Below are 19,102 nucleotides of genomic sequence, written 5' to 3'. Positions count from 1 at the left end.
ACTCCTCAGTGCGTGGCCATGGCGGGACGGCTGCGACCAGCGACGACGCGTCCCGCCCATGGCAAAAATTCCAGCATCAGCAACAGCAGCGCGATCCACAGGCCGGCCGTGCCAATAATGCCCAGCAAGCCATCGTTCCCCATCGGCAGGTGGTAGTCGTACAGGCCTGCGCCCGTCTTCGGAATCGTCTGGCCGCCGATAAAAATCGTCCAGCGCATCATCCAGGCGCTATGCAGCGCGATCAGGCCATTGGCCAGGCCACTCGTGGCCGGACGCCAGATGGCCAGCGCCATCGGCACGATGGCCGACAGCACGGCCCATACGGCCGTGAACTGCCATTGCGGCATGCCCGCCACCTGCGTAAAGGCCATGCTGTGGCTGGCGCTTACGCCGGAAAGACTGACGAACAGCCAGCCGCCGCCCAGTGCCAGCACCAGCGCCAGCGACAGGGCCAGCGCGCGGTTCAGCGATACTTCCAGCGCCTTGTCGCGGCCCGGCAGGAAGCGGTTGAACAGCAGCGCCAGGCCCACGGCCCCAACAAAGGCCGTGGCGGCAAATTGCGCCGGCAGGAAAGGCGTGAACCACAGGGGACGGGCACGCACCACCATCACTTCCATGCCCGTGTACAGGCCCACGACGAAGGCGGCCAACAAGGTGAAGGCAGCGGCGACGCGAATGGCCCGCAAGGATGCGGCGCCGCCGCACCCCAGCAAACGGTAGGCGAAGGCCAGGCGGTCCTGGCCCTGTCCCCGTGTGGCGAAGTCCACGCGCAGCGCCAGCCACGCGTACAGCATCAAACAGCCCAGATACAGGGGGATGAAGAACGAGCCCCACGACATCCACGACTGCGGCTGGAAGTAAATATAGAAATGGTAGAAGCGGCCCGGCCCGTGCAAGTCGGCCAGCAGCGCCACGGGCGCCGTCATGCCGCAGACGAGGGATGCCAGCAGCGCGATGCGTCCCAGGCGTTCATACGCCTTGCGGCCAAAGACGAAGTACGGCAGCGTCAGCATGAAACTGCCATAACTGAGGCCGATGAGGAAAAAATACTGCACCGCCCACGGCAGCCATGCCGCTTCGCGCGTGACGTTGAGAATTTCGGTGATGTGGCTGTCCATGGTTTATTTCCCGTGTTTGCTCGGTTGCCAAAGAGTCGCTTCGCCCTCGACGTGGCCGGCGAAGCGCGTGTCCAGTCCCAGGTAAAACACGTGGGGCTGGGTGCCCTGCTCGGGTTTCAGCACCTTCACCTTGTTCTCGGTCAGCAGCTGGTGCACCACGCTGTCCGGGTCATTCAGGTCGCCGAAGATACGCGCGCCGCCCACGCAGGTTTCCACGCAGGCAGGCAGCAAGCCTTCATCGACCCGGTGCGCGCAGAACGTGCATTTGTCGGCCTTGCCCGTTTCGTGGTTGATGAAGCGCGCGTCATACGGGCAGGCTTGCACGCAGTAGGCGCAGCCCACGCAGCGGTCGCCATCGACGACGACGACGCCATCCTTGCGCTGGAACGTGGCGCCGACGGGACAGACGGGAATGCAGGGGGGATTGGCGCAGTGGTTGCACAGGCGCGGCAGCATGTAGGTGCCGCAGCGGTTCTCTTCCTTGACTTCATAGGTTGAGACGACGGTGCGGAAGCTGTTTTCCGGCACGGCGTTTTCCATGATGCAGGAGACCGTGCAAGCCTGGCAGCCGATGCATTTCTGCACATCGACCACCATCGCCCAACGCTGGCCGCCTTCACCCTTGGTGGCCGCCTTGCCTGGCAGCGGCGCGATGGCCGCCCCGATGGTTACGGCTGGCAAGGCGCGCAAGAAACTGCGGCGCGATTCAATCATGACACTCTCCTTGACTATGGGCGGCAAGCCCTTGTTGACTTGCTGCCATGATAGAAAAGAAGGCGCTACGGGGGTATTGGGATGATCGGGTGGGGACCTAGATGATCATGCCAATTGACAGAGGAGAGGAATGGGGGTAATGCGCTTACAACTCGTCGAGCGAATACAGCCTGCGGTGCTCACGAATCGCGTAGCGGTCCGTCATGCCGGCGATGTAGTCGGCGATCTTGCGCGCCTGCTGCGTGACGTCGCCATCCCTGAGTTGATAGTCGGGCGGCAGCAGGGCCGGTTCGGCCATGAAGCTGTCGTACAGTTCGCGCACGATGCGGCTCGCCTTCACGCGCATGCGGTTGACCTGGTAGTGGCGGTACAGGTTCGCGCGCAGGAACCGCTTGAGCTCCGTCGCATCCTTGCGCATGGCGTCCGAAAAACGGATCAGCGGGGGACTGGCGCGCACTTCGCTGACGTCGCGCGGAGCGGCGTCCGCAATCAGGGAAGTCGACGTGACGATCAGATCGTCGGCCAGGGCCGTGATCAGGCGGCGCAGTGTTTCGTAGATGGCGCGCCGGCCCGACAGGCCGGGAAACGCCTGCTGCACGTCGCGCCACAGGCGGCCGAAGAACTCCACCTCTTCCAGCTGGGCGATGGTAATCAGGCCGGAACGCAGGCCGTCGTCGATATCGTGGCTGTTGTAGGCGATTTCATCGGCCAGGTTGGTCAGCTGCGCTTCCAGGGTCGGTTGCGTGCGATCGATGAAGCGCTGGGCCACGGGGCCCAGTTCGCGCGCATGCGCCAGCGAGCAGTGTTTCAGGATGCCTTCGCGCGTCTCGAACATCAGGTTCAAGCCATCGAAGGCGCCGTAATGCTCTTCCAGGGTGTCGACCACGCGCAGGCTTTGCAGGTTGTGCTCGAAGCCGCCGTGCTCCCGCATGCATTCGTTGAGCACGTCCTGGCCCACGTGGCCGAATGGCGTGTGGCCCAGGTCATGCGCGAGCGCGATGGCTTCCACCAGGTCTTCGTTCAGGCGCAGGTTGCGCGCGATGGAGCGGCCCACCTGCGCCACTTCCAGGCTGTGCGTCAGGCGGGTGCGGAACAGGTCTCCCTCGTGATTGAGGAACACCTGGGTCTTGTACTCGAGGCGGCGGAAAGCCGATGAATGGATGATGCGGTCGCGGTCGCGCTGGAACTGGCTGCGCGAGGCGTGCGGCGCCTCGGCAAAGCGACGTCCCTGCCCCTGTGCCGAATGGGCCGCGTACGGGGCGAGGAAGTCTTCGGGCAGCATGTTATTGCACTCCGGCGGCCAGGGTGGCCAGCACCAGTTCGTGGGGCGCGGACGTGATGTTCGGGCTGCCCAAGGGTTTGAGCAAGATGAACTTGATGGCGCCGCCCTCGTTCTTCTTGTCCACTTCCATCAGTTCCAGCCAGCGCTCGACACCGAGGTCCGGCGCCTTCACCGGCAGGCCGGCAGCGGCCACCAGCGCGCGCACGCGCTCCACGGCCGCCTGGTCGATATAGCCCATGCGGCAGGACAGGTCGGCCGCCATCACCATGCCGCAGCCGACGGCTTCGCCGTGCAGCCAGTGGCCGTAGCCCAGGCCCGCCTCGATGGCGTGGCCGAAGGTGTGGCCGAAATTCAGGATGGCGCGCAAGCCGCCTTCGCGTTCGTCCTGGCGCACCACGTCGGCCTTGATCTCGCACGAGCGGGCGATCGCGTAAGCCAGCGCACCCTTGTCGCGCGCCATCAGCTTGGCCATGTTCGCCTCGATCCAGTCGAAAAAGGCTGCGTCGATGATGGCGCCATGCTTGATCACTTCGGCCAGGCCGGCCGACAGCTCGCGCGCCGGCAGGGTTTCCAGGGTCGAGGTGTCGGCGATCACGGCGCGCGGCTGGTAGAAGGCGCCGATCATGTTCTTGCCCAGCGGGTGGTTGATGCCCGTCTTGCCGCCGACGGAGGAATCGACCTGCGCCAGCAGGGTGGTGGGCACTTGCACGAAACCGATACCGCGCATGTAGCTGGCCGCCGCATAGCCGGTCAGGTCGCCGATCACGCCGCCGCCCAGGGCCACCAGGGTGGTCTTGCGGTCGCATTTATTGGCCAGCAGCGCGTCGAAGATCTGCATCAGGCTGGCCCAGTTTTTATATTCTTCGCCGTCCGGCAGGACGATGCTGATCACTTCGCGGCCATCGCTAGCCAGCGCCGCCTGCAGGCGGCCCAGATACAGGGGGGCGACGGTGGTATTGGTGACGATGGCCACCTTGTGGCCGCTGATATGGCGCAGCAGCGCATCGGCGTCGGCCAGCAGGCCGGGACCGATAGCGATCGGATAACTGCGCTCGTCGAGGTCTACGCTCAACAACATTTTGGATTGCTCGTTCATCGAAGGCTCTGCATGAATGACGCAATTGGGCGAAGCCTCGCACTCGAGGCTGGCCAGCTGCATCAGGATGGTCTGAACCATCGATTGTACGTTAGGACGGCCCGTGTCGATCACAATGTCGGCCACTTCCATGTAGTGGGGCTCGCGCTGCGACGTCAATTCTTCCAGCTTGCGGCGCGGATCGGCCGTCTGCAGCAGGGGGCGGTTCTTGTCGTGGCTGGTACGCGCAAGGATGTTGCTGACGCTGGCGCGCAGGTAGACGACCGTGCCCCGCTCCTTCAGGTAGGCCCGACTGTCGGCGTTGAGGATGGCCCCGCCGCCGGTGGCCATGACGATGCCTTCCTGGGCGCTCAGGTCGCGGATGACTTCGGCCTCGCGCCGGCGAAAGCTGGCCTCGCCCTCGATTTCAAAGATCCACGGGATGGTCGCTCCCGTGCGTGCCTCGATTTCGTGGTCGGAATCGACAAAGCGCAAGCCCAGCTTGCGGGCCAAAATGCGCCCGATCGTGGTTTTGCCTGCGCCCATGAGGCCGACAAGAAAGATATTACTGTTGGAAATTTCGGACACTTTTTATATCAATCAGAAAATAAGCAGGCACCGCCTCTACGGCGCCCGTTTCCCCTTACGTCAAGGACAGGAGAATGTCAGTCTAAACGGGTAACTGGTGGCGTTACCCAGCGGCGTCGTCACTGTTACATTAAACGTGCTGACCACATTCGCTACACAATTTGTCGGCGTCAGGCTGTTAATTGTAACGGCATGCCGGCCTCCCTGGTTACCTTGAATGTTGCCTCCGGTACGGTCATCCACGCCAAGCGTGTTGTGCGGATAGATATTTTGTATGCTGTCCGGAGTGATGGATCCAACGCCATTGATCATATTCGTGATCGCGACCGTGGTCCCGGAAGGCATGGGGTTTTGATGCAAATCGCTGAATCTCAAGCTGAATTGACGCACTGCAGCGGCTGAAACGCTCCCAAGATCATAGGTGCTGCGATCCAGGCTGACCTGGGCCGACTGATCGAACAGCGTGACATTTTCGGGACGGCTGCCGCTCAGGAAGATGGCGATCTTCGCGAACAACGTCTTGCTGCCGTCCGAAGTGCTGGCGCAGATGGTGGCAAGACCGGGCCACAGGCTGTCGGCCGTGCCGCCATTGCTGACATCATTGCAGGGCGTGACAGGTGGATTGGTGGCCACACGCGGGTTCTGGCTGCGGAAGTCGACCGAGCAGCCGCCGTTCATGGTGGTGCAGCCGCCCATGCTGGACGAGCCGATGGCGCCCAAATTGCTCTGAAATGCCACCGGCGTGCCGTCAGGAACAGGGTTGCCCGCTTGGTCTGCCAGCAAGATAGTGACGGTCGTGGCAGGGGTGCCTACGGGGCTGTCATACGACCAGCCTTCCACGCTGGACTTGACAGAGCTGAGCGAAAACGCCGTTTGCACAGGCAAACCCGTCGTTACCAGGATGGAATCGGACAAGGTGGAAATGCCAGAGGCCAGGCTGGCCTTGACGCGGAAGGTGGTCGGGGTGGTGCCGGAACTCACGGTGGTGATGACGTCACCATTGGCATCCGTGGTGTCTTTCACTTTATTGAGCGTCATGCCAGGGCCGTTCAACAACGAAAACGTCACTTCCTGGCCGACCAGCGGTTTGTTGAAAGTATCGAATACGCGGAAAGTGAGCGTAGCCATTTCCGTGCGCGCTATGCCGCCCTGCCCTTGAATCACGATCGATTTGCCTACCGGACTGACGCTGGAAAATTGTACCGATGCCGGCGCGACGCGGCCGATCGGCAGCGTCGCGTGATACATGGAAGCGCTGCCCGCCACTGTGGCATTGACCATATCGTAGTCATTGCAACCCAGGTCGCGGAAAACAGCTGTGGCCTTGCCATTGACGACAGGCACGCCACTGGTCACGCTAGCCTTGCCGGCCTGCACGCAAGTCGAACTGAAATTTACCGTCTGGCCTGATCCCGTGTACAGGCTGCTGCCAGCCATGACATCAACCGTGACGTTGGTGGTGCCATAGGCCGGGATGCTGGCGGGCGAAAACCGCATGTTCTCCGCACTCAGGTCGGTGGCTCCCAGCACATAATTGATCTGGCTGCTGGCAACGGCACCATTGACCGTCGTGGTCGCCCGCAACGTGGCGGCGCCGCTGGCCGACAGACTGAAAGGACGCAGCGTTACGCTGGCCGTACCTGTCGCATCGGTCAGTGCCGTCCCTACCGATGGTGACATCACTGCCATGGTATTGTCAGTCGAGAATGCCACCAACACGTCGCTGATCGGTTTTCCGTTCAAATCGGTCACCAACGCCTTGGCCGTCAGCGGCGCGGCGCTCGACAGCGCGTTACTGGCGCTGCCGCCGTTAAGCAGCGATAGCGTCATTTTGGCGCCCGATGCCTGGGCCGCCTTGATGTCATAGCTCGCCTCGCCGCTTACCGTGGCGGTGCCTGCCGCAACAGTGGCCGTCAGCTTGCCCGCACCGGTAACCGTCGCATTCAAGGCCGAGACGGTGATGCTGGCATAGCCCTTGGCGTCGGTCAACGCCGTGCCGTTGGTTGACGACAACGATACCAGCGTGGCATCGGCTGAAAACGTGACCACGGCATTGCTGACAGGAACGCCATTTTTATCGTTGACGAGCGCCTTGGCTGTCAGCGGCGCCGTGCTGCTCAATGCATTGCTGGGCTGGCCAGCGGCGTTCAACAGGCTTACCGTGACCGTCGCGGCCACGCCGCCCGTCGTGCCGCCACTGCTGCCGCCATCGATGGTCGGATCGCCGCCACCGCCGCCACAGGCGGCCAGCAAGGCGCCCAGCGCCAGCAAGACCAGCCAATTCGATACCCGACTCCAATAAGTGTTGCTCCAAGATACATTCCGCATAGTCGCCATCAGTCCGCTTTCGTTTGCATTGTTACTTAAACGTAAAGATGTGACATTAACGTGTTGCTGGCCGATCTGCCACTATTTTCGGCGTAATAAACACCATCAGTTCGGTTTTTTCTTGACTGCGGCCCGTGCTGCGGAAAAAAACACCAAGTACGGGGATGTCGCCCAGCAGCGGCACCTTGCTGTCCGTGCCCCGCTCGGATTGCTGATAAATGCCGCCTAGCACCACCGTGCCGCCATCTTCCACCATCACTTGCGTGCGCACGTGCTTGGTGTCGATGGCGAAGCCGGAGCGGGTTTCCTGGCCCACGCTATCCTTGTTGACGTCCACTTCCAGCACCACGTTGCCGTCCGGCGTGATCTGCGGCGTCACTTCCAGGCGCAAGTTCGCCTTGCGAAAGGTGATCGACGTGGCGCCGCTGCTGGTGGCCACCTGGTACGGCAGTTCGATGCCCTGCTCGATCAGCGCCAGCACCTTGTCGGCCGTCACCACGCGGGGGCTGGAAATGATCTTGCCCCTGCCGTCCGCTTCCAGCGCGGACAATTCCAGGTTCAGAAAACGGTTGGCGGCCGCCGAAAACAGGCTCAGGGCGAAACTGGCCGGCTGCAAGCCATTGATACTGGCGGCCGGCAAGTTGACAAATTGCGTGTTCGGCACGAAGGCGCCGGCGCCGGCCACCGTTTGCCCCGTCGCCTCGCCCACGCCCTGGTAACTGCCGCCGATGGCCGCGCGGCGCCCGCTGCCGCTCAGGGAAAATCCCGGCACCTGGCCCGCCGCCAGGCGCTGGTCCGTAAAACCCAGGCGCGCGCCCAGGTTGCGGCTGAAACTGTCATTCGCCTCGACGATGCGCGCCTCGATCATCACCTGCCGCGTGGCAATATCTGTCTTGGCGATCAGTTGACGGATCTGCTCCAGGCGCGCCGGCACGTCGGTGACGAACAGCTGATTCGTGCGCGGCTCGATCAGCACGCTGCCACGGCGCGACAGCAGGCGGCTGCGCCCTTCTCCCGCGTCCAGGGCGAACACCGTGCGGAACGCTTCGGCCTTCTGGTAATTGAGCTGGAAGATGGCTGACTGCAAGGGTTCCAGTTCCGCGATCTGCGCGCGCGTTTCGAGCTCCAGCTTTTCGCGCGCCAGCATTTCCTCACGCGGCGCGATCCACAGCACGTTGCCATTGCGCCGCATGTCCAGCCCTTTCGCCTGCAGCAGCACGTCGAGCGCCTGGTCCCACGGCAAGTCGCGCAGACGCAACGTCACATTGCCCGACACGCTGTCGCTGGCGACGATATTTTGCCCCGACGCATCGGCCAGGATATGCAGGGCCGCGCGCACGCCCACGTTCTGGAAGTCGACGGAGATTTTCTCGCCGGCATACAAACGCGGCGCCGACACGTGCACCACGGCTTCCTGGGCAAGGCTGCTGGCGTGCAGACACAGCATGGCGGCCAGCAGCATGCGGCGCGGCCTCATGGCACCGCCTCGGGCAGGCTGGCCTTCGCAGCCGCCCCCGCCGCCTGCAAGGCCAGGCTGCCGCGCCGCTCGCGCCAGGGACCATCCGCCTCGCGCAGCAATTCACGGTACTGCAGCGCCTGTTCACTGATATCCGTCACCACGCCGTGGTCTTGCCCCAGATACTGGCCCACCGCCACCCGGTACACGCGCTGGCCCGCCAGCAGCAGCGCGCTCAGGCGCCCGTCCTGTTGCACGCTGCCGACCATGCTGATGGCCGGCAAAGCCACGCTTTCCAGCGGTTCGCGCACGCGCCGCGGGTCGGGCCCCGCCACGGCGCCCCGTTGCCCCGGCGCGCCGGCGGACGGCAAGGCGCCAAAAGGATCGCCCAGGGCGGCGGCCGCGTACGGCTGCGGCGCGACAGCGGCAAGCGGACGCCATGCGGCAACGGATGCGCCCGCCTTGGGCGCCAAGGCGGCTTGCGCCGCCCGCTCCCCCGCTGCGGGCAAGCGATACGCGTGCAGCACGGCATCGAGGGTCAACAGACGATCCTTGCCGAGGGTCAAGGCCAGCCCATGTACCGTGACGATACGCGGCAGGCGCGCCAGGTCCGCCAGCAGCGCGCCCATGGCGTGGTAGCCGCCGCGCAACTGTATGGCGATCGGCAAGGCGACATACGGCGCTTGCGGCTGGGCCGCACCGGGCTTGAACAGGGAAAATTGCAGCCCGCGCGACTGGCCTGCGGCATTGATCTGCGTCAACAGCAGCGCCATCGCCTGCTGGTCGGGCAGTTGCTGTTCCAGCAAGGCCAGCTCGGCGCCGGCCTGGCGCTGCTGTGCGCGCCAATGCGGCAACTGCTGCGCCCTGGCTTGCGCCGACAGATACGCGGCGCGCAAGCGGACCTCCTCGCCTTGCCCCGCCTGCATGGCCGCAAACAGTCCATCCAGCCACGCAAGGTGCAGCAGGGCTGCCGCCAGCGTCGCGGCCAAGGCGGCGCAAGCGAGGCGCGCGGGTAGCGGCCACAACGACGCGATCTTCAAGCTCAGCATGATCAACCTCCAGGACTAGGGTGCCAAAGCCAGCCGTACCGTCCATTCCACGGCGCCATCGGCCGCGCCGCGCACTTCCACCAATTCCGGCCGGGACCAGGGCGCCGCCTGTTCCAGCCCCAGCAGCAATGCCGCGACCTTGTCCTGCGACGCAGCCTGCCCCTGCAAGCGCACCATCGTCGTTTCCTGGCGCACACTGTGCAAGGCCACGCCAGCCGGCATCGCCCGCGCCAGCGCGTCCAGCATGCGCACCCAGGCATTGCGTTGCTGTTGCAAACTGCCCATGGCTTGCTGGCGCAGCAGCAGCGCCGCCGTCTCGCCCTGCACCCGCTGACCCGCGACAAGCACGGCATCGACTTGCTGCATGGCACTGCGCCAGCCCTCCTGGCGGCGCAGTTGCGCGTCGAGCTGGTACCGCAGCCAGGCCCCCGTCGCCAGGGCCAGCAGCAGTCCCAGCAGCGCCCCGCCCGCCAGTTGCCACAGCAACAGCTGAATACGCCTGCGCCGTGCCGCGGGGCGATACGGCAACAGGTTGATGCGCTGCACTTGCGCCCGGACCGTCATCGGGCGTACCTGTGCAGGGCCAGGCCCCAGGCCAGCTGGTAGGCCACGCCACCGTCGGGCAGGGCTTGCCAACCACCCTGCGCGAGCGCCGCCTGCATGGCCATTGCCTCGCTATCCATGACGACGGCCTGCAAGCCCGCCGCCGTGGCCGCATCGAGACGGCGCTGCACGCTGGCGCGCCGCGCCGCCACCAGCAGCACGTCGACCTCCTTGCCTGTTGCGCCAGCCAGCGGCGGCGCGGGGCCGAGTATGAAAAAATCCAGGCTGGCGTCTTCCAGCGCAAACGGCATGTATTGGGCCGCTTCCAGTTCCACGAGGATTTCCAGCTGTTCCTCCGGCAATCCGGCCGGCAGGCGGATCGCATGCGTAATCAGGGCCGTGGCCGGCATGGCCAGCGCCACCCGCGTGCAGGCGCTGCCACTGTCGCGGTGGGCCTGGCGCAAGGCATCGGCCAGGCCCTCCATGTCCTCGACATTGCCTTCCAGTATCACGCCGGGCGTCAGCGCGGCGGCGCCGCAATGCCGGCACGACAATCTTCCCCGCCGGCGCCTCAACTCGACCACGCGCACGGCATCGTCCGCGATGTCGACGCCCAGCAAGCCGATGCCAAGAAAATTGCTGATGGACATGTTTTTCATAGAGAAACGTCAGCGTGGGAGAGGTTCCTACCATCCGACAGCCTAGTCCCGGCGGCGCTGGCTTGTAAATGGATTTCAGGCCGGAGTCTGCGGCGCGCGACGCCTATCTGGCCAAGCCGTGATCTGGCGCAGAATAATTGTTACCAAATCCTGGTTGCCAGCGGGCCAATACACGCTTATATAGAGTATCGGCAAGTTTCAACACTCTCCCCCGGCCAGCGCCACGGCGCGCTGCCACCCCGGCAAGCTCGCTTATAATTGGCCGGCATAATTAACCGAAAGACATACGACGCATGACATCTTCAAAATCCGCTGGCCCCGCTGGCTCGAAGCCGCCCACCAAGGGCAGCAAACCCAAACGTTTCCTGCTGATGGCCCTGGTATCGCTGCTGGGCCTGGGCATCGTCGGCGTCTTGCTGGTGGTCTTTGGCCTGGCCATGGCATATCCGAACCTGCCGGCGCTCGATACCTTGACCGATTACAAGCCAAAGATGCCGCTGCGCGTGTTCACGTCCGACAGTGTGCTGATCGGCGAATTCGGCGAGGAACGGCGCAACATGGTGCACATCAAGGATATTCCCGATGTCATGAAGAAAGCCGTGCTGGCCATCGAGGATGACCGCTTCTATGAGCATGGCGGCGTCGATTACCTGGGCATCACGCGTGCGGCCCTGCACAACCTGACGGGCGGCGCCAAGCAAGGCGCGTCGACCATCACGCAACAGGTGGCGCGCAATTTCTTCCTGTCCAGCGAACAGACCCTGAAACGCAAGGCGTATGAAGTCTTGCTGGCCTGGAAGATCGAGAAAAACCTCAGCAAGGACCAGATCCTCGAGGTGTATATGAACCAGATTTATCTGGGACAGCGTGCCTACGGCTTCGCCTCGGCCGCACAAATCTATTTCGGCAAGAATATCCAGGATCTCACCGTGGCGGAAGCGGCCATGCTGGCCGGCTTGCCGAAGGCACCGTCGGCCTACAACCCCGTCGTCAATCCGAAACGCGCGCGCATGCGCCAGCAATACATCCTGCAACGCATGGCCCAGCTGGGCTACATCACGCCGGCGCAGTACGAAGAAGCGAAAAATGAAGAGCTGAAAGTGAAAACCGACAGCAGCGCCTTCGGCGTGCATGCGGAATACGTGTCGGAAATGGCGCGCCAGCTGGTCTACGAGCAATTCAAGGAAGATACCTATACGCGCGGCCTGAACGTCTACACCACCATCACCAAGGCCGACCAGGACGCCGCCTACATCGCCTTGCGCAAGGGCGTGATGGATTACGAGAAACGCCACGGCTACCGCGGCCCGGAAGCGTATATCGAGATTCCAAAAACCAAGGCCGAAGCCGATGACGCGATCGAGACGGAACTGGCCGACCATCCGGACAGCGACGACATCATCGCCGCCATGGTGCTGCAAGCGTCGCCCAAATCGTTGCAGGCCGTCACCTCGGCGGGCGAGGAAATCACGATTACCGGCCCCGGCTTGACCTTTGGCGCGGCCTGGCTGTCGGAAAAAGCGGCGCCGAACCGCCGCATCAAGCGCGGCGCCGTGATCCGCGTCATGCAGGAAGGCAATACCTGGGTCTTGACGCAGATGCCGGAAGTGCAATCGGCGTTCGTCTCGGCCAGCACCACGGACGGCGCCATCCGCGCCATGGTGGGCGGCTTCGATTACAACCGCAACAAGTTCAACCACGTCACGCAGGCGTGGCGCCAGCCCGGTTCGGCCTTCAAGCCCTTCATCTATTCCGCGTCGCTGGAACGGGGCCTGTCGCCGGCCACCATCATCAACGATGCGCCGATCTCGTTCGACGCGGGCCAGACGGGCGGCCAGGCGTGGGAACCGAAGAACTACGACAGCAAGTACGATGGTCCGATGACCATGCGCAAGGGCTTGATGAAATCGAAGAACATGATTTCCATCCGCATCCTGCACAAGATCGGCGCCAAATATGGCCAGGAATACGCGACGCGCTTCGGCTTTGACGCGGACAAGAACCCGCCCTACCTGACCCTGGCCCTGGGCGCCGGCAACGTGACGCCGCTGCAGATGGCGGGCGCGTATGCCGTGTTCGCCAATGGCGGCTACAAGATCAACCCGTACCTGATCGCCAAGGTGACCGATAGCGACGGCAATGTCTTGTCGCAAGCCAAGCCGGACCTGGCGGGCGAGGAAGCCAACCGCGTCATCGACGAGCGCAATGCCTTCATGATGAACAGCATGCTCAACGACGTCGTGCGCTTCGGCACGGCCAACAAGGCCATGGCCTTGAAGCGCCCCGACCTGGCCGGCAAGACGGGCACGACCAACGATTCCATCGACGCCTGGTTCGCCGGCTACCAGGCCAAGCTGGTGGGCATCGCCTGGATCGGCTACGACCAGCCGCGCAACCTGGGCAACCGGGAAACGGGTGGCGGCCTGGCCTTGCCGATCTGGATCAGCTACATGGCGAAAGCCCTGAAAAGCATTCCCGTCGAGGAACGCGCCGTGCCGGAAGGCCTGATCCACGTGGGCGACGAATATTACTATGCGGAAAATCCGCCGGGCACGGGCGTAGGCAGCCTGGAAGGCGCGGCGCGCGGCACGCCGGAGGAAGAAAAGGCGAAAGAAGCCGTCAAGAACGAACTGTTTTAAGATCGTTTGATGCAAAAAGGGCAGCCTGAAGAGGCTGCCCTTTTTTATGGCGCGCGGCTAAGACAATTACGTCAATACGACTGCCGTGCCTGCCTGCTCACTGGCCATGGCCGACAGGGCCGCAAACAGTTCCGAGCCGTCGCGCGTGTTGCGCCATTCGTCATCCACGCGCTTGTAGTGGAAACCGCCGGAACGGGCCGCTACCCACATCTCGCGCATGGGGGCCTGGCTGTTGACGATGATTTTCGTGCCGTTATCGATGAATTCGATTTCCAGCACATTGCCGCTGCGGCTGCATTCGACGTCGAGCACGTCTTCATCGTTCAGCCGGTCCAGCGCCGCCTCGATCTGGGTCAGGGTGGCTTCGGCCAGGGCCAGGAATTCCGATTCGCTCATGCTACACTCCAAAGATCTTAATCAAACCGTGATTCTAATCGTGAAGTCATCCTCAGCGTTTTATATCGGCACCGCCATTGTGGTTTCTAGCGTCCTGGCCGGCTGCGGCCAGCCCGGCCCCCTGTACCTGCCCAAGCCGCCCGCGGCCAAGGGTGCGCCAGCCAAAGGCCCGGTCGAACCGGCGCCCGTGCCGCCGCCACCGATCATCGTGCCAGCCACCTAAACGGCACGCACCGGGGTGGCTGCCTTGGCCGCCCTGGCGCTCTTTTCTCGCTTGCTCCAGGCGAAATACACGCGAATTAGCAGCAGTAGCGCGACGATGGAGCCGAACAGTATCGGTTGCGCGAAATTGTGCTTGCCCGCCTTCATCCACCAGAAGTGCAGGATGCCCAGCGGCGCGATGATGTAGATCAAGCGGTGCAGCCACTGCCAGCGCTTGCCCCCCAGGCGTTTCACCATGCCGTTCGTGCTCGTCACGGCCAGCGGGATCAGCAGTACGAAAGCGATAAAACCCACGGTGATGAACGGCCGCTTGAGCACATCCTTCCACATTTCCTGTACATCAAAAAAGTGATCGAACCATAAAAAAGTGGTGAAGTGCAGTGTCGCGTAGAAAAACGCGAACAGGCCCAGCATGCGCCGCAGCTTGATCAGCCAATTCCATTGCGTGAAGCGCCGCAAGGGCGTGACCGCCAGACTGATGCACAGGAAATACAGGGTCCAGTCGCCCGTGCCGCGCGTGATGAATTCCAGCGGCTCCACCAGTTGCCCCGTGTACGTCAGCCAGACCATGCGGGCAAACGGCAGCAGCGCCAGCAAGAAGATCAGGCTTTTCAGCAGCGACAGCTGTTTGCTCGTGGGGTTGATGGCCATAGTATTTCCTTAAAAGAACTTCTTCAGGTCCATGCCCGCGTACAGCGAGGCCACATCGTTATAACCATTGAACATCAGGGTCTTGCGCTTGCGCGTGAGGAAACCGTCTTCGCCGATGCGCCGCTCGGAAGCCTGCGACCAGCGCGGATGATCGACGTTCGGGTTCACATTCGAGTAAAAACCGTATTCGGACGGCGCCGACAGGTTCCAGGACGTGCGCGGCTGTTCCTTGACGAAACGGATCTTGACGATGGATTTGGCAGACTTGAAACCATATTTCCACGGCAATACCATGCGCACGGGCGCGCCATTCTGGTTCGGCAAGGTTTCGCCATACATGCCCAGGGTCAACAGCGCCAGCGGATGGTTCGCTTCATCGATGCGCAAACCTTCCGTATACGGCCATTGCAGCACGCGGCTGCCCACGCCCGGCATCTGTTTCTTGTCGGCCAGGGTGATGAATTCCACATACTTGGCATTGCCCGTCGGTTCGACCTTCTTGATGATTTCCGAGAAGGAATAACCGACCCACGGAATGACCATCGACCAGCCTTCCACGCAGCGCAGCCGGTAGACGCGCTCTTCCAGCGGCGCCAGCTTCAGCAGCGCGTCCAGGTCCAGGGTCATGGGTTTCTTGACTTCGCCTTCGATGCTGACCGTCCACGGACGCGGGCGCAGAGTGCCCGCGTTTTGCGCCGGATCGCTCTTGTCCGTGCCGAATTCGTAGAAATTGTTGTAGCTGGTGGCGTCTTTATAGGCCGTCTGTTTTTCCAGCGCCGAATAGGCGGGATTCAGTTTGGCAGCCAGCTTGGGATTGGTGCCCTGCGCGAAGGCTTCGCGGCTGGCCATTTCCAGCAAGGCCGCGCTGGACATCGTGCCCAGCGCCACTTGCTTGATGAAACTGCGGCGCGATTCAAACACGGCGCGCGGCGTGATTTCGGAAGAATACGGCAACTCAATGCCGTTGGGACTGCGCTTGATCAACATGGCGGCTCCGGGAAAAGGTGATTATTTGTACCTTACACCAGTTTTCCCGGGCCGTTCATGACGCTTCTGTCATGCAAAAAACAATTAAAGCTTGCCGTAAGAATGCAAACCGGAAAGGAACATGTTGACCCCCAAAAACGCAAAGGTCGTCACCAGCAAGCCCACCAGCGCCCACCACGAGGCGACGCGGCCGCGCAAGCCTGTCATCAGGCGCATGTGCAGCCAGGCTGCATAGTTGAGCCAGACGATCAGCGCCCACGTTTCTTTCGGGTCCCACGACCAGTAGCCGCCCCATGCTTCGGCCGCCCACAGGGCGCCCAGGATGGTCGCTACCGTGAAGAAAGCGAAGCCCACGGAAATGGCCTTGTACATGACGTCGTCGAGCACTTCCAGCGACGGCAGGCGGTCGACCAGGTAGCCGCTCGATTTGAGCAGGTAAGCCGCCGCCACCATGGCCGACAGGGCGAAGGTGCCGTAGCCGATGAAGTTGGCCGGCACGTGGATCTTCATCCACCAGCTTTGCAGGGCCGGCACCAGCGGCTGGATTTCGGCCGCGTCGCGCGTGACCGTGTACCACATCAGGAACACGACGGCCGCCGAAATGACCAGCATGACGAAGGCGCCCAGCTGGCGCGTCGCGTAATGCTGCTCGTAATACAGGTAGAACATGGCCGTGATCAAGGAAAACAGGATGAACACTTCATACAGGTTCGACACGGGAATATGGCCCACGTCGGCGCCGATCAGGTAAGACTCGTACCAGCGCACCAGCATGCCCGTCAGACCCAGCACCACGCCGGCCCAGCACAGCAGGGAGCCGACGGACGAGCCGAATTCCGAGCGCGCCACCAGGCCGATCCAGTAGAACAGGGTCGACAGCACGAACAGGGTGCCCATCCACAGGATGGCGGACTGGCTCGACAAAATGTATTTCAGGAAGAATTTCTGATTCGCCATCTCCAGGTGGCCGGCGTACAGCTCGATGGCGAACAGCGACAGCACGGCTGCCACGGGGATCAGCCAGCGCACGGGCTTCCAGTACCAGCCCAGCCACGCGAACGTGGGCGCCGCGGCCAGCAAGATGGCTTTTTCATAGATATCCATGAAGGCGCCAAAGCGCATCAGGCCGAACAGGGAGGCTGCCAGCAAGCCGGCGCCGTACAGCCAATCGATCAGGCTCAGGCGCTTGAAAAATCCTGGTTCCTGCGTATATATTTGCTTGTTTGCCAATTCCATCATTTTCTCCATTCCCGGCGACGCGCAAGCGTCCCGGACACAGCGCAGCTTACGCCGATTGCGGCAGCTTTGCCTTCAAGTTCTCAAATTCTTTTTCAAAATCCAGGGTCTTGCGTTGCGTGCTCATGGCCATCAAGGCCTCGCTGCCGCCCTCGCCATCCTTGATCCACACCCACAGGCGGCGCTCGCGGATATAAAACATGGAAAATACGCCGATCACGAGGAACAGGCAACCGAGGTAGACGACGCTCTTGCCCGGCGACCGCGTCACTTGCAGCACGGACGCCTTGATTTCCGTAAAGTCGTCGAGTTGCAGATACACGGGCGCGCCATAGAAGAAGCTGTCGGACAGCGCATTCGTGGCCAGCTGCAGGAAGCGGCCGTGCTTGTCATCGGCCTCGATAGCCTTCAAGCCATCCTGGGCGCGCGCCGCCTGCCACAAGTCCCACAGGCTGCCATTCAAGATCTTCATGAAGATATCGGCCGCTTTTTCTTGCTCGGCGGCAGGAATTTTCTCCAGGAAACGTGAAATGGCGAGGAAACCGCCCTCTTGTCCATTGCCGGCAAAGATGCCCAGGCTCTTCGCCGCCGATTCCTGCAACTGGCTGCGCAAGGCTTCCGCGCCCGCCTGCGGCATGGCGCGCGCCGCATAGCGCGTGGCGGCTTGCTGGCGCAGCGCGGGATCTTGCAGCGCGGCACGCAAGCGCATCCATTCGTTCACGCTGTAATTGTCATCGGCGGGAATGCGCAGATAGCTGAACGGGTCGCTGGGGTTGACGCGCATGCCGGCCAGGAACACCGTCGTGCCATCCACGGCGACCGGCTGCATATAGTTCTGGTACTCGCGAGCCTGGCCCGTCTTGTCGCGCAATTTGTATTGCACCGAGGGGCCCACGTTCTTGAGATCCTTGTTGTTCGCGTTCTTCGCGGCCGAACCGAGGCGCTTGTCCAGGCCGACGGCGAATTTATCGTTAAAACTTTCCGCCTTGTTGACGGCGCGCACATCCTGGCCCGCGCTGAGGTTTTCCACGTTGAAGGGACGGAAACCCGACCATTCCACCGTGTAGGAATTGCCATCGCTGCGCTCGAGCGGCGTGCTGCCGCCCACTTCGCCGCCGATATCGAAGCGTTTCGTCGTCTTGCCCGTCATCGGATAACCCGTCAACTTGAGCTTGCTGCCACCATCCTCAAAGCTGGACTGGTACAGGGCCAGGCCCTTGTAAAGCAGAGGCTGGTTGACTTTGATGGTTGCTGGGAAACTTTCCCCCGTCGCATGGTCGGTGACGACCACGTCGCTGGCAAACAGCTTCGGCATGCCCGTGCTGTAAAAATCGATGTGGAATTTCTTCAACAAGATCGTGATGGGCAAATCCTGGATCAGCACGCCATCGGCCTGGGGAATGATGGCCGTGTTGCTCGACGAGCCTTCCGGGATCATGGTATTGCCGCGGAAAGTGGGGTTCGACAGGCTCAGGCGGTGCTGGGCGGGGATGTCGGCGATCACGCCGCTGCCGGCAAACGGCGTCTTGCCAAAGAACCATTGCTGTACGCGGATCGGCATTTCCGAGTCGAGCAAGCCGCCCACGCAGATGATGACGATGGCGCCGTGGGCAAAGATATAGCCCCATTTATTGGCGGCGCCCCGCTTGGCGGCCACCAGGGTGGCGTTGTCCTTCTCGACCACCTTGGCACGGTAGCCGGCGTCTTTCAGGCGCATCACCATCTGCTGCGCCAGCACGGCGCGCGGCAGCGGCGCCTGCCATTCCAGCTTGTGGTGGAAATTGCGCAGCGATTGCTCGCGCACATTGTCGCGCCAGCTGCGCATGTCCTTGAGCATCTTCGGCGCATTGCGCACGATGCACAGCGAGGTCGAGGCGACGAGGAAGCCCATGATCACGAGGAACCACCAGGCCGAATACACGGAATACAGGCTCAGCTTGTCGAAAACGGTGAACCAGAACGGACCGAACTGGTTGACATAATTGGGCATGGGCTCGTTTTGCTTGAGCACGGTGCCGATGATGGAGGCGACGGCGATTAGGGTCAGCAGGCTGATGGCAAAGCGCATTGACGAGACCAGCTCGACGAATTCAGCCAGGCTGCGGCGTTGGGTCTTTAACTCGATTCCGGTCGTGCCAGTGCTCATACGTGGATACTCA

At 62.5% G+C, this 19,102-nt stretch carries 15 protein-coding genes and 1 pseudogene; 2 read left to right on the top strand and 14 right to left on the bottom strand.

Annotation, left to right across the window (positions count from 1 at the left end; all coding sequences use genetic code 11):
* Window positions 1-5: 5 nt before the first annotated feature.
* The 9 genes and pseudogenes from nrfD to pilM form a co-directional block, all read right to left on the bottom strand.
* Entirely contained in the window at window positions 6-1,118 is a 1,113-nt protein-coding gene (gene nrfD, locus O3300_RS19520; protein ID WP_305053847.1) for an NrfD/PsrC family molybdoenzyme membrane anchor subunit, read from the bottom strand.
* 3 nt (window positions 1,119-1,121) lie between these two features.
* Window positions 1,122-1,832, bottom strand: a complete 711-nt coding sequence (dsrO, locus tag O3300_RS19515) for a sulfate reduction electron transfer complex DsrMKJOP subunit DsrO (RefSeq protein WP_077398882.1) — start codon at window positions 1,830-1,832, stop codon at window positions 1,122-1,124.
* Between the two features lie 145 nt (window positions 1,833-1,977).
* Window positions 1,978-3,114, bottom strand: coding sequence for a deoxyguanosinetriphosphate triphosphohydrolase (locus O3300_RS19510; RefSeq protein ID WP_305053846.1), 1,137 nt, complete (start codon window positions 3,112-3,114; stop codon window positions 1,978-1,980).
* A 1-nt stretch (window position 3,115) separates the two neighbouring features.
* A complete protein-coding gene (aroKB, locus tag O3300_RS19505; RefSeq protein ID WP_251349708.1) occupies window positions 3,116-4,735 on the bottom strand; it encodes a bifunctional shikimate kinase/3-dehydroquinate synthase AroKB in 1,620 nt (539 codons plus the stop codon).
* A 102-nt stretch (window positions 4,736-4,837) separates the two neighbouring features.
* Complete coding sequence (locus O3300_RS19500) at window positions 4,838-7,048, bottom strand: hypothetical protein (RefSeq protein WP_305053844.1); 2,211 nt, start codon at window positions 7,046-7,048, stop codon at window positions 4,838-4,840.
* A 112-nt stretch (window positions 7,049-7,160) separates the two neighbouring features.
* A pseudogene (locus O3300_RS19495) lies at window positions 7,161-8,486 on the bottom strand (type IV pilus secretin PilQ); the annotation flags it as partial.
* Between the two features lie 92 nt (window positions 8,487-8,578).
* Entirely contained in the window at window positions 8,579-9,610 is a 1,032-nt protein-coding gene (locus tag O3300_RS19490; protein WP_305053843.1) for a pilus assembly protein PilP, read from the bottom strand.
* Between the two features lie 15 nt (window positions 9,611-9,625).
* A complete protein-coding gene (locus O3300_RS19485) occupies window positions 9,626-10,174 on the bottom strand; it encodes a PilN domain-containing protein (protein WP_305053842.1) in 549 nt (182 codons plus the stop codon).
* Window positions 10,171-10,803, bottom strand: a complete 633-nt coding sequence (pilM, locus tag O3300_RS19480) for a pilus assembly protein PilM (RefSeq protein WP_305053841.1) — start codon at window positions 10,801-10,803, stop codon at window positions 10,171-10,173. The genes O3300_RS19485 and pilM overlap by 4 nt, the downstream gene beginning before the upstream one ends.
* A 302-nt stretch (window positions 10,804-11,105) precedes the next feature.
* Here pilM and O3300_RS19475 point away from each other — a divergent pair, with 302 nt between their 5' ends.
* Entirely contained in the window at window positions 11,106-13,451 is a 2,346-nt protein-coding gene (locus O3300_RS19475) for a penicillin-binding protein 1A (RefSeq protein WP_077398866.1), read from the top strand.
* A 66-nt stretch (window positions 13,452-13,517) separates the two neighbouring features.
* Here the strand turns inward: O3300_RS19475 and cyaY are convergent, their stop codons facing one another.
* Window positions 13,518-13,847 carry an iron donor protein CyaY gene (gene cyaY, locus O3300_RS19470; protein WP_305053840.1) on the bottom strand — a complete coding sequence of 110 codons (330 nt, stop codon included), beginning with the start codon at window positions 13,845-13,847 and terminating at the stop codon, window positions 13,518-13,520.
* Between cyaY and O3300_RS19465 the strand changes: the two genes are divergently transcribed.
* Window positions 13,846-14,070 carry a lipoprotein gene (locus tag O3300_RS19465; protein WP_305053839.1) on the top strand — a complete coding sequence of 75 codons (225 nt, stop codon included), beginning with the start codon at window positions 13,846-13,848 and terminating at the stop codon, window positions 14,068-14,070. The two genes, cyaY and O3300_RS19465, sit on opposite strands and share 2 nt — an antisense overlap.
* Here the strand turns inward: O3300_RS19465 and O3300_RS19460 are convergent.
* The 4 genes from O3300_RS19460 to O3300_RS19445 form a co-directional block, all read right to left on the bottom strand.
* Window positions 14,067-14,720 carry a sulfite oxidase heme-binding subunit YedZ gene (locus O3300_RS19460; RefSeq protein WP_305053838.1) on the bottom strand — a complete coding sequence of 218 codons (654 nt, stop codon included), beginning with the start codon at window positions 14,718-14,720 and terminating at the stop codon, window positions 14,067-14,069. The two genes, O3300_RS19465 and O3300_RS19460, sit on opposite strands and share 4 nt — an antisense overlap.
* A gap of 9 nt (window positions 14,721-14,729) precedes the next feature.
* Window positions 14,730-15,707, bottom strand: a complete 978-nt coding sequence (gene msrP / locus O3300_RS19455; protein ID WP_099665732.1) for a protein-methionine-sulfoxide reductase catalytic subunit MsrP — start codon at window positions 15,705-15,707, stop codon at window positions 14,730-14,732.
* An 84-nt stretch (window positions 15,708-15,791) separates the two neighbouring features.
* Window positions 15,792-16,943, bottom strand: a complete 1,152-nt coding sequence (gene ccsB, locus O3300_RS19450; protein ID WP_034753239.1) for a c-type cytochrome biogenesis protein CcsB — start codon at window positions 16,941-16,943, stop codon at window positions 15,792-15,794.
* 49 nt (window positions 16,944-16,992) lie between these two features.
* On the bottom strand, window positions 16,993-19,089 hold the full coding sequence (locus tag O3300_RS19445; RefSeq protein WP_099665733.1) for a cytochrome c biogenesis protein ResB: 2,097 nt from the start codon (window positions 19,087-19,089) through the stop codon (window positions 16,993-16,995).
* Window positions 19,090-19,102: the final 13 nt, after the last annotated feature.

This window comes from Janthinobacterium sp. SUN206 (genome assembly GCF_030587305.1).
GTDB lineage: Bacteria > Pseudomonadota > Gammaproteobacteria > Burkholderiales > Burkholderiaceae_D > Janthinobacterium > Janthinobacterium kumbetense.
This window is presented reverse-complemented; position numbering and strand designations above follow the sequence as displayed.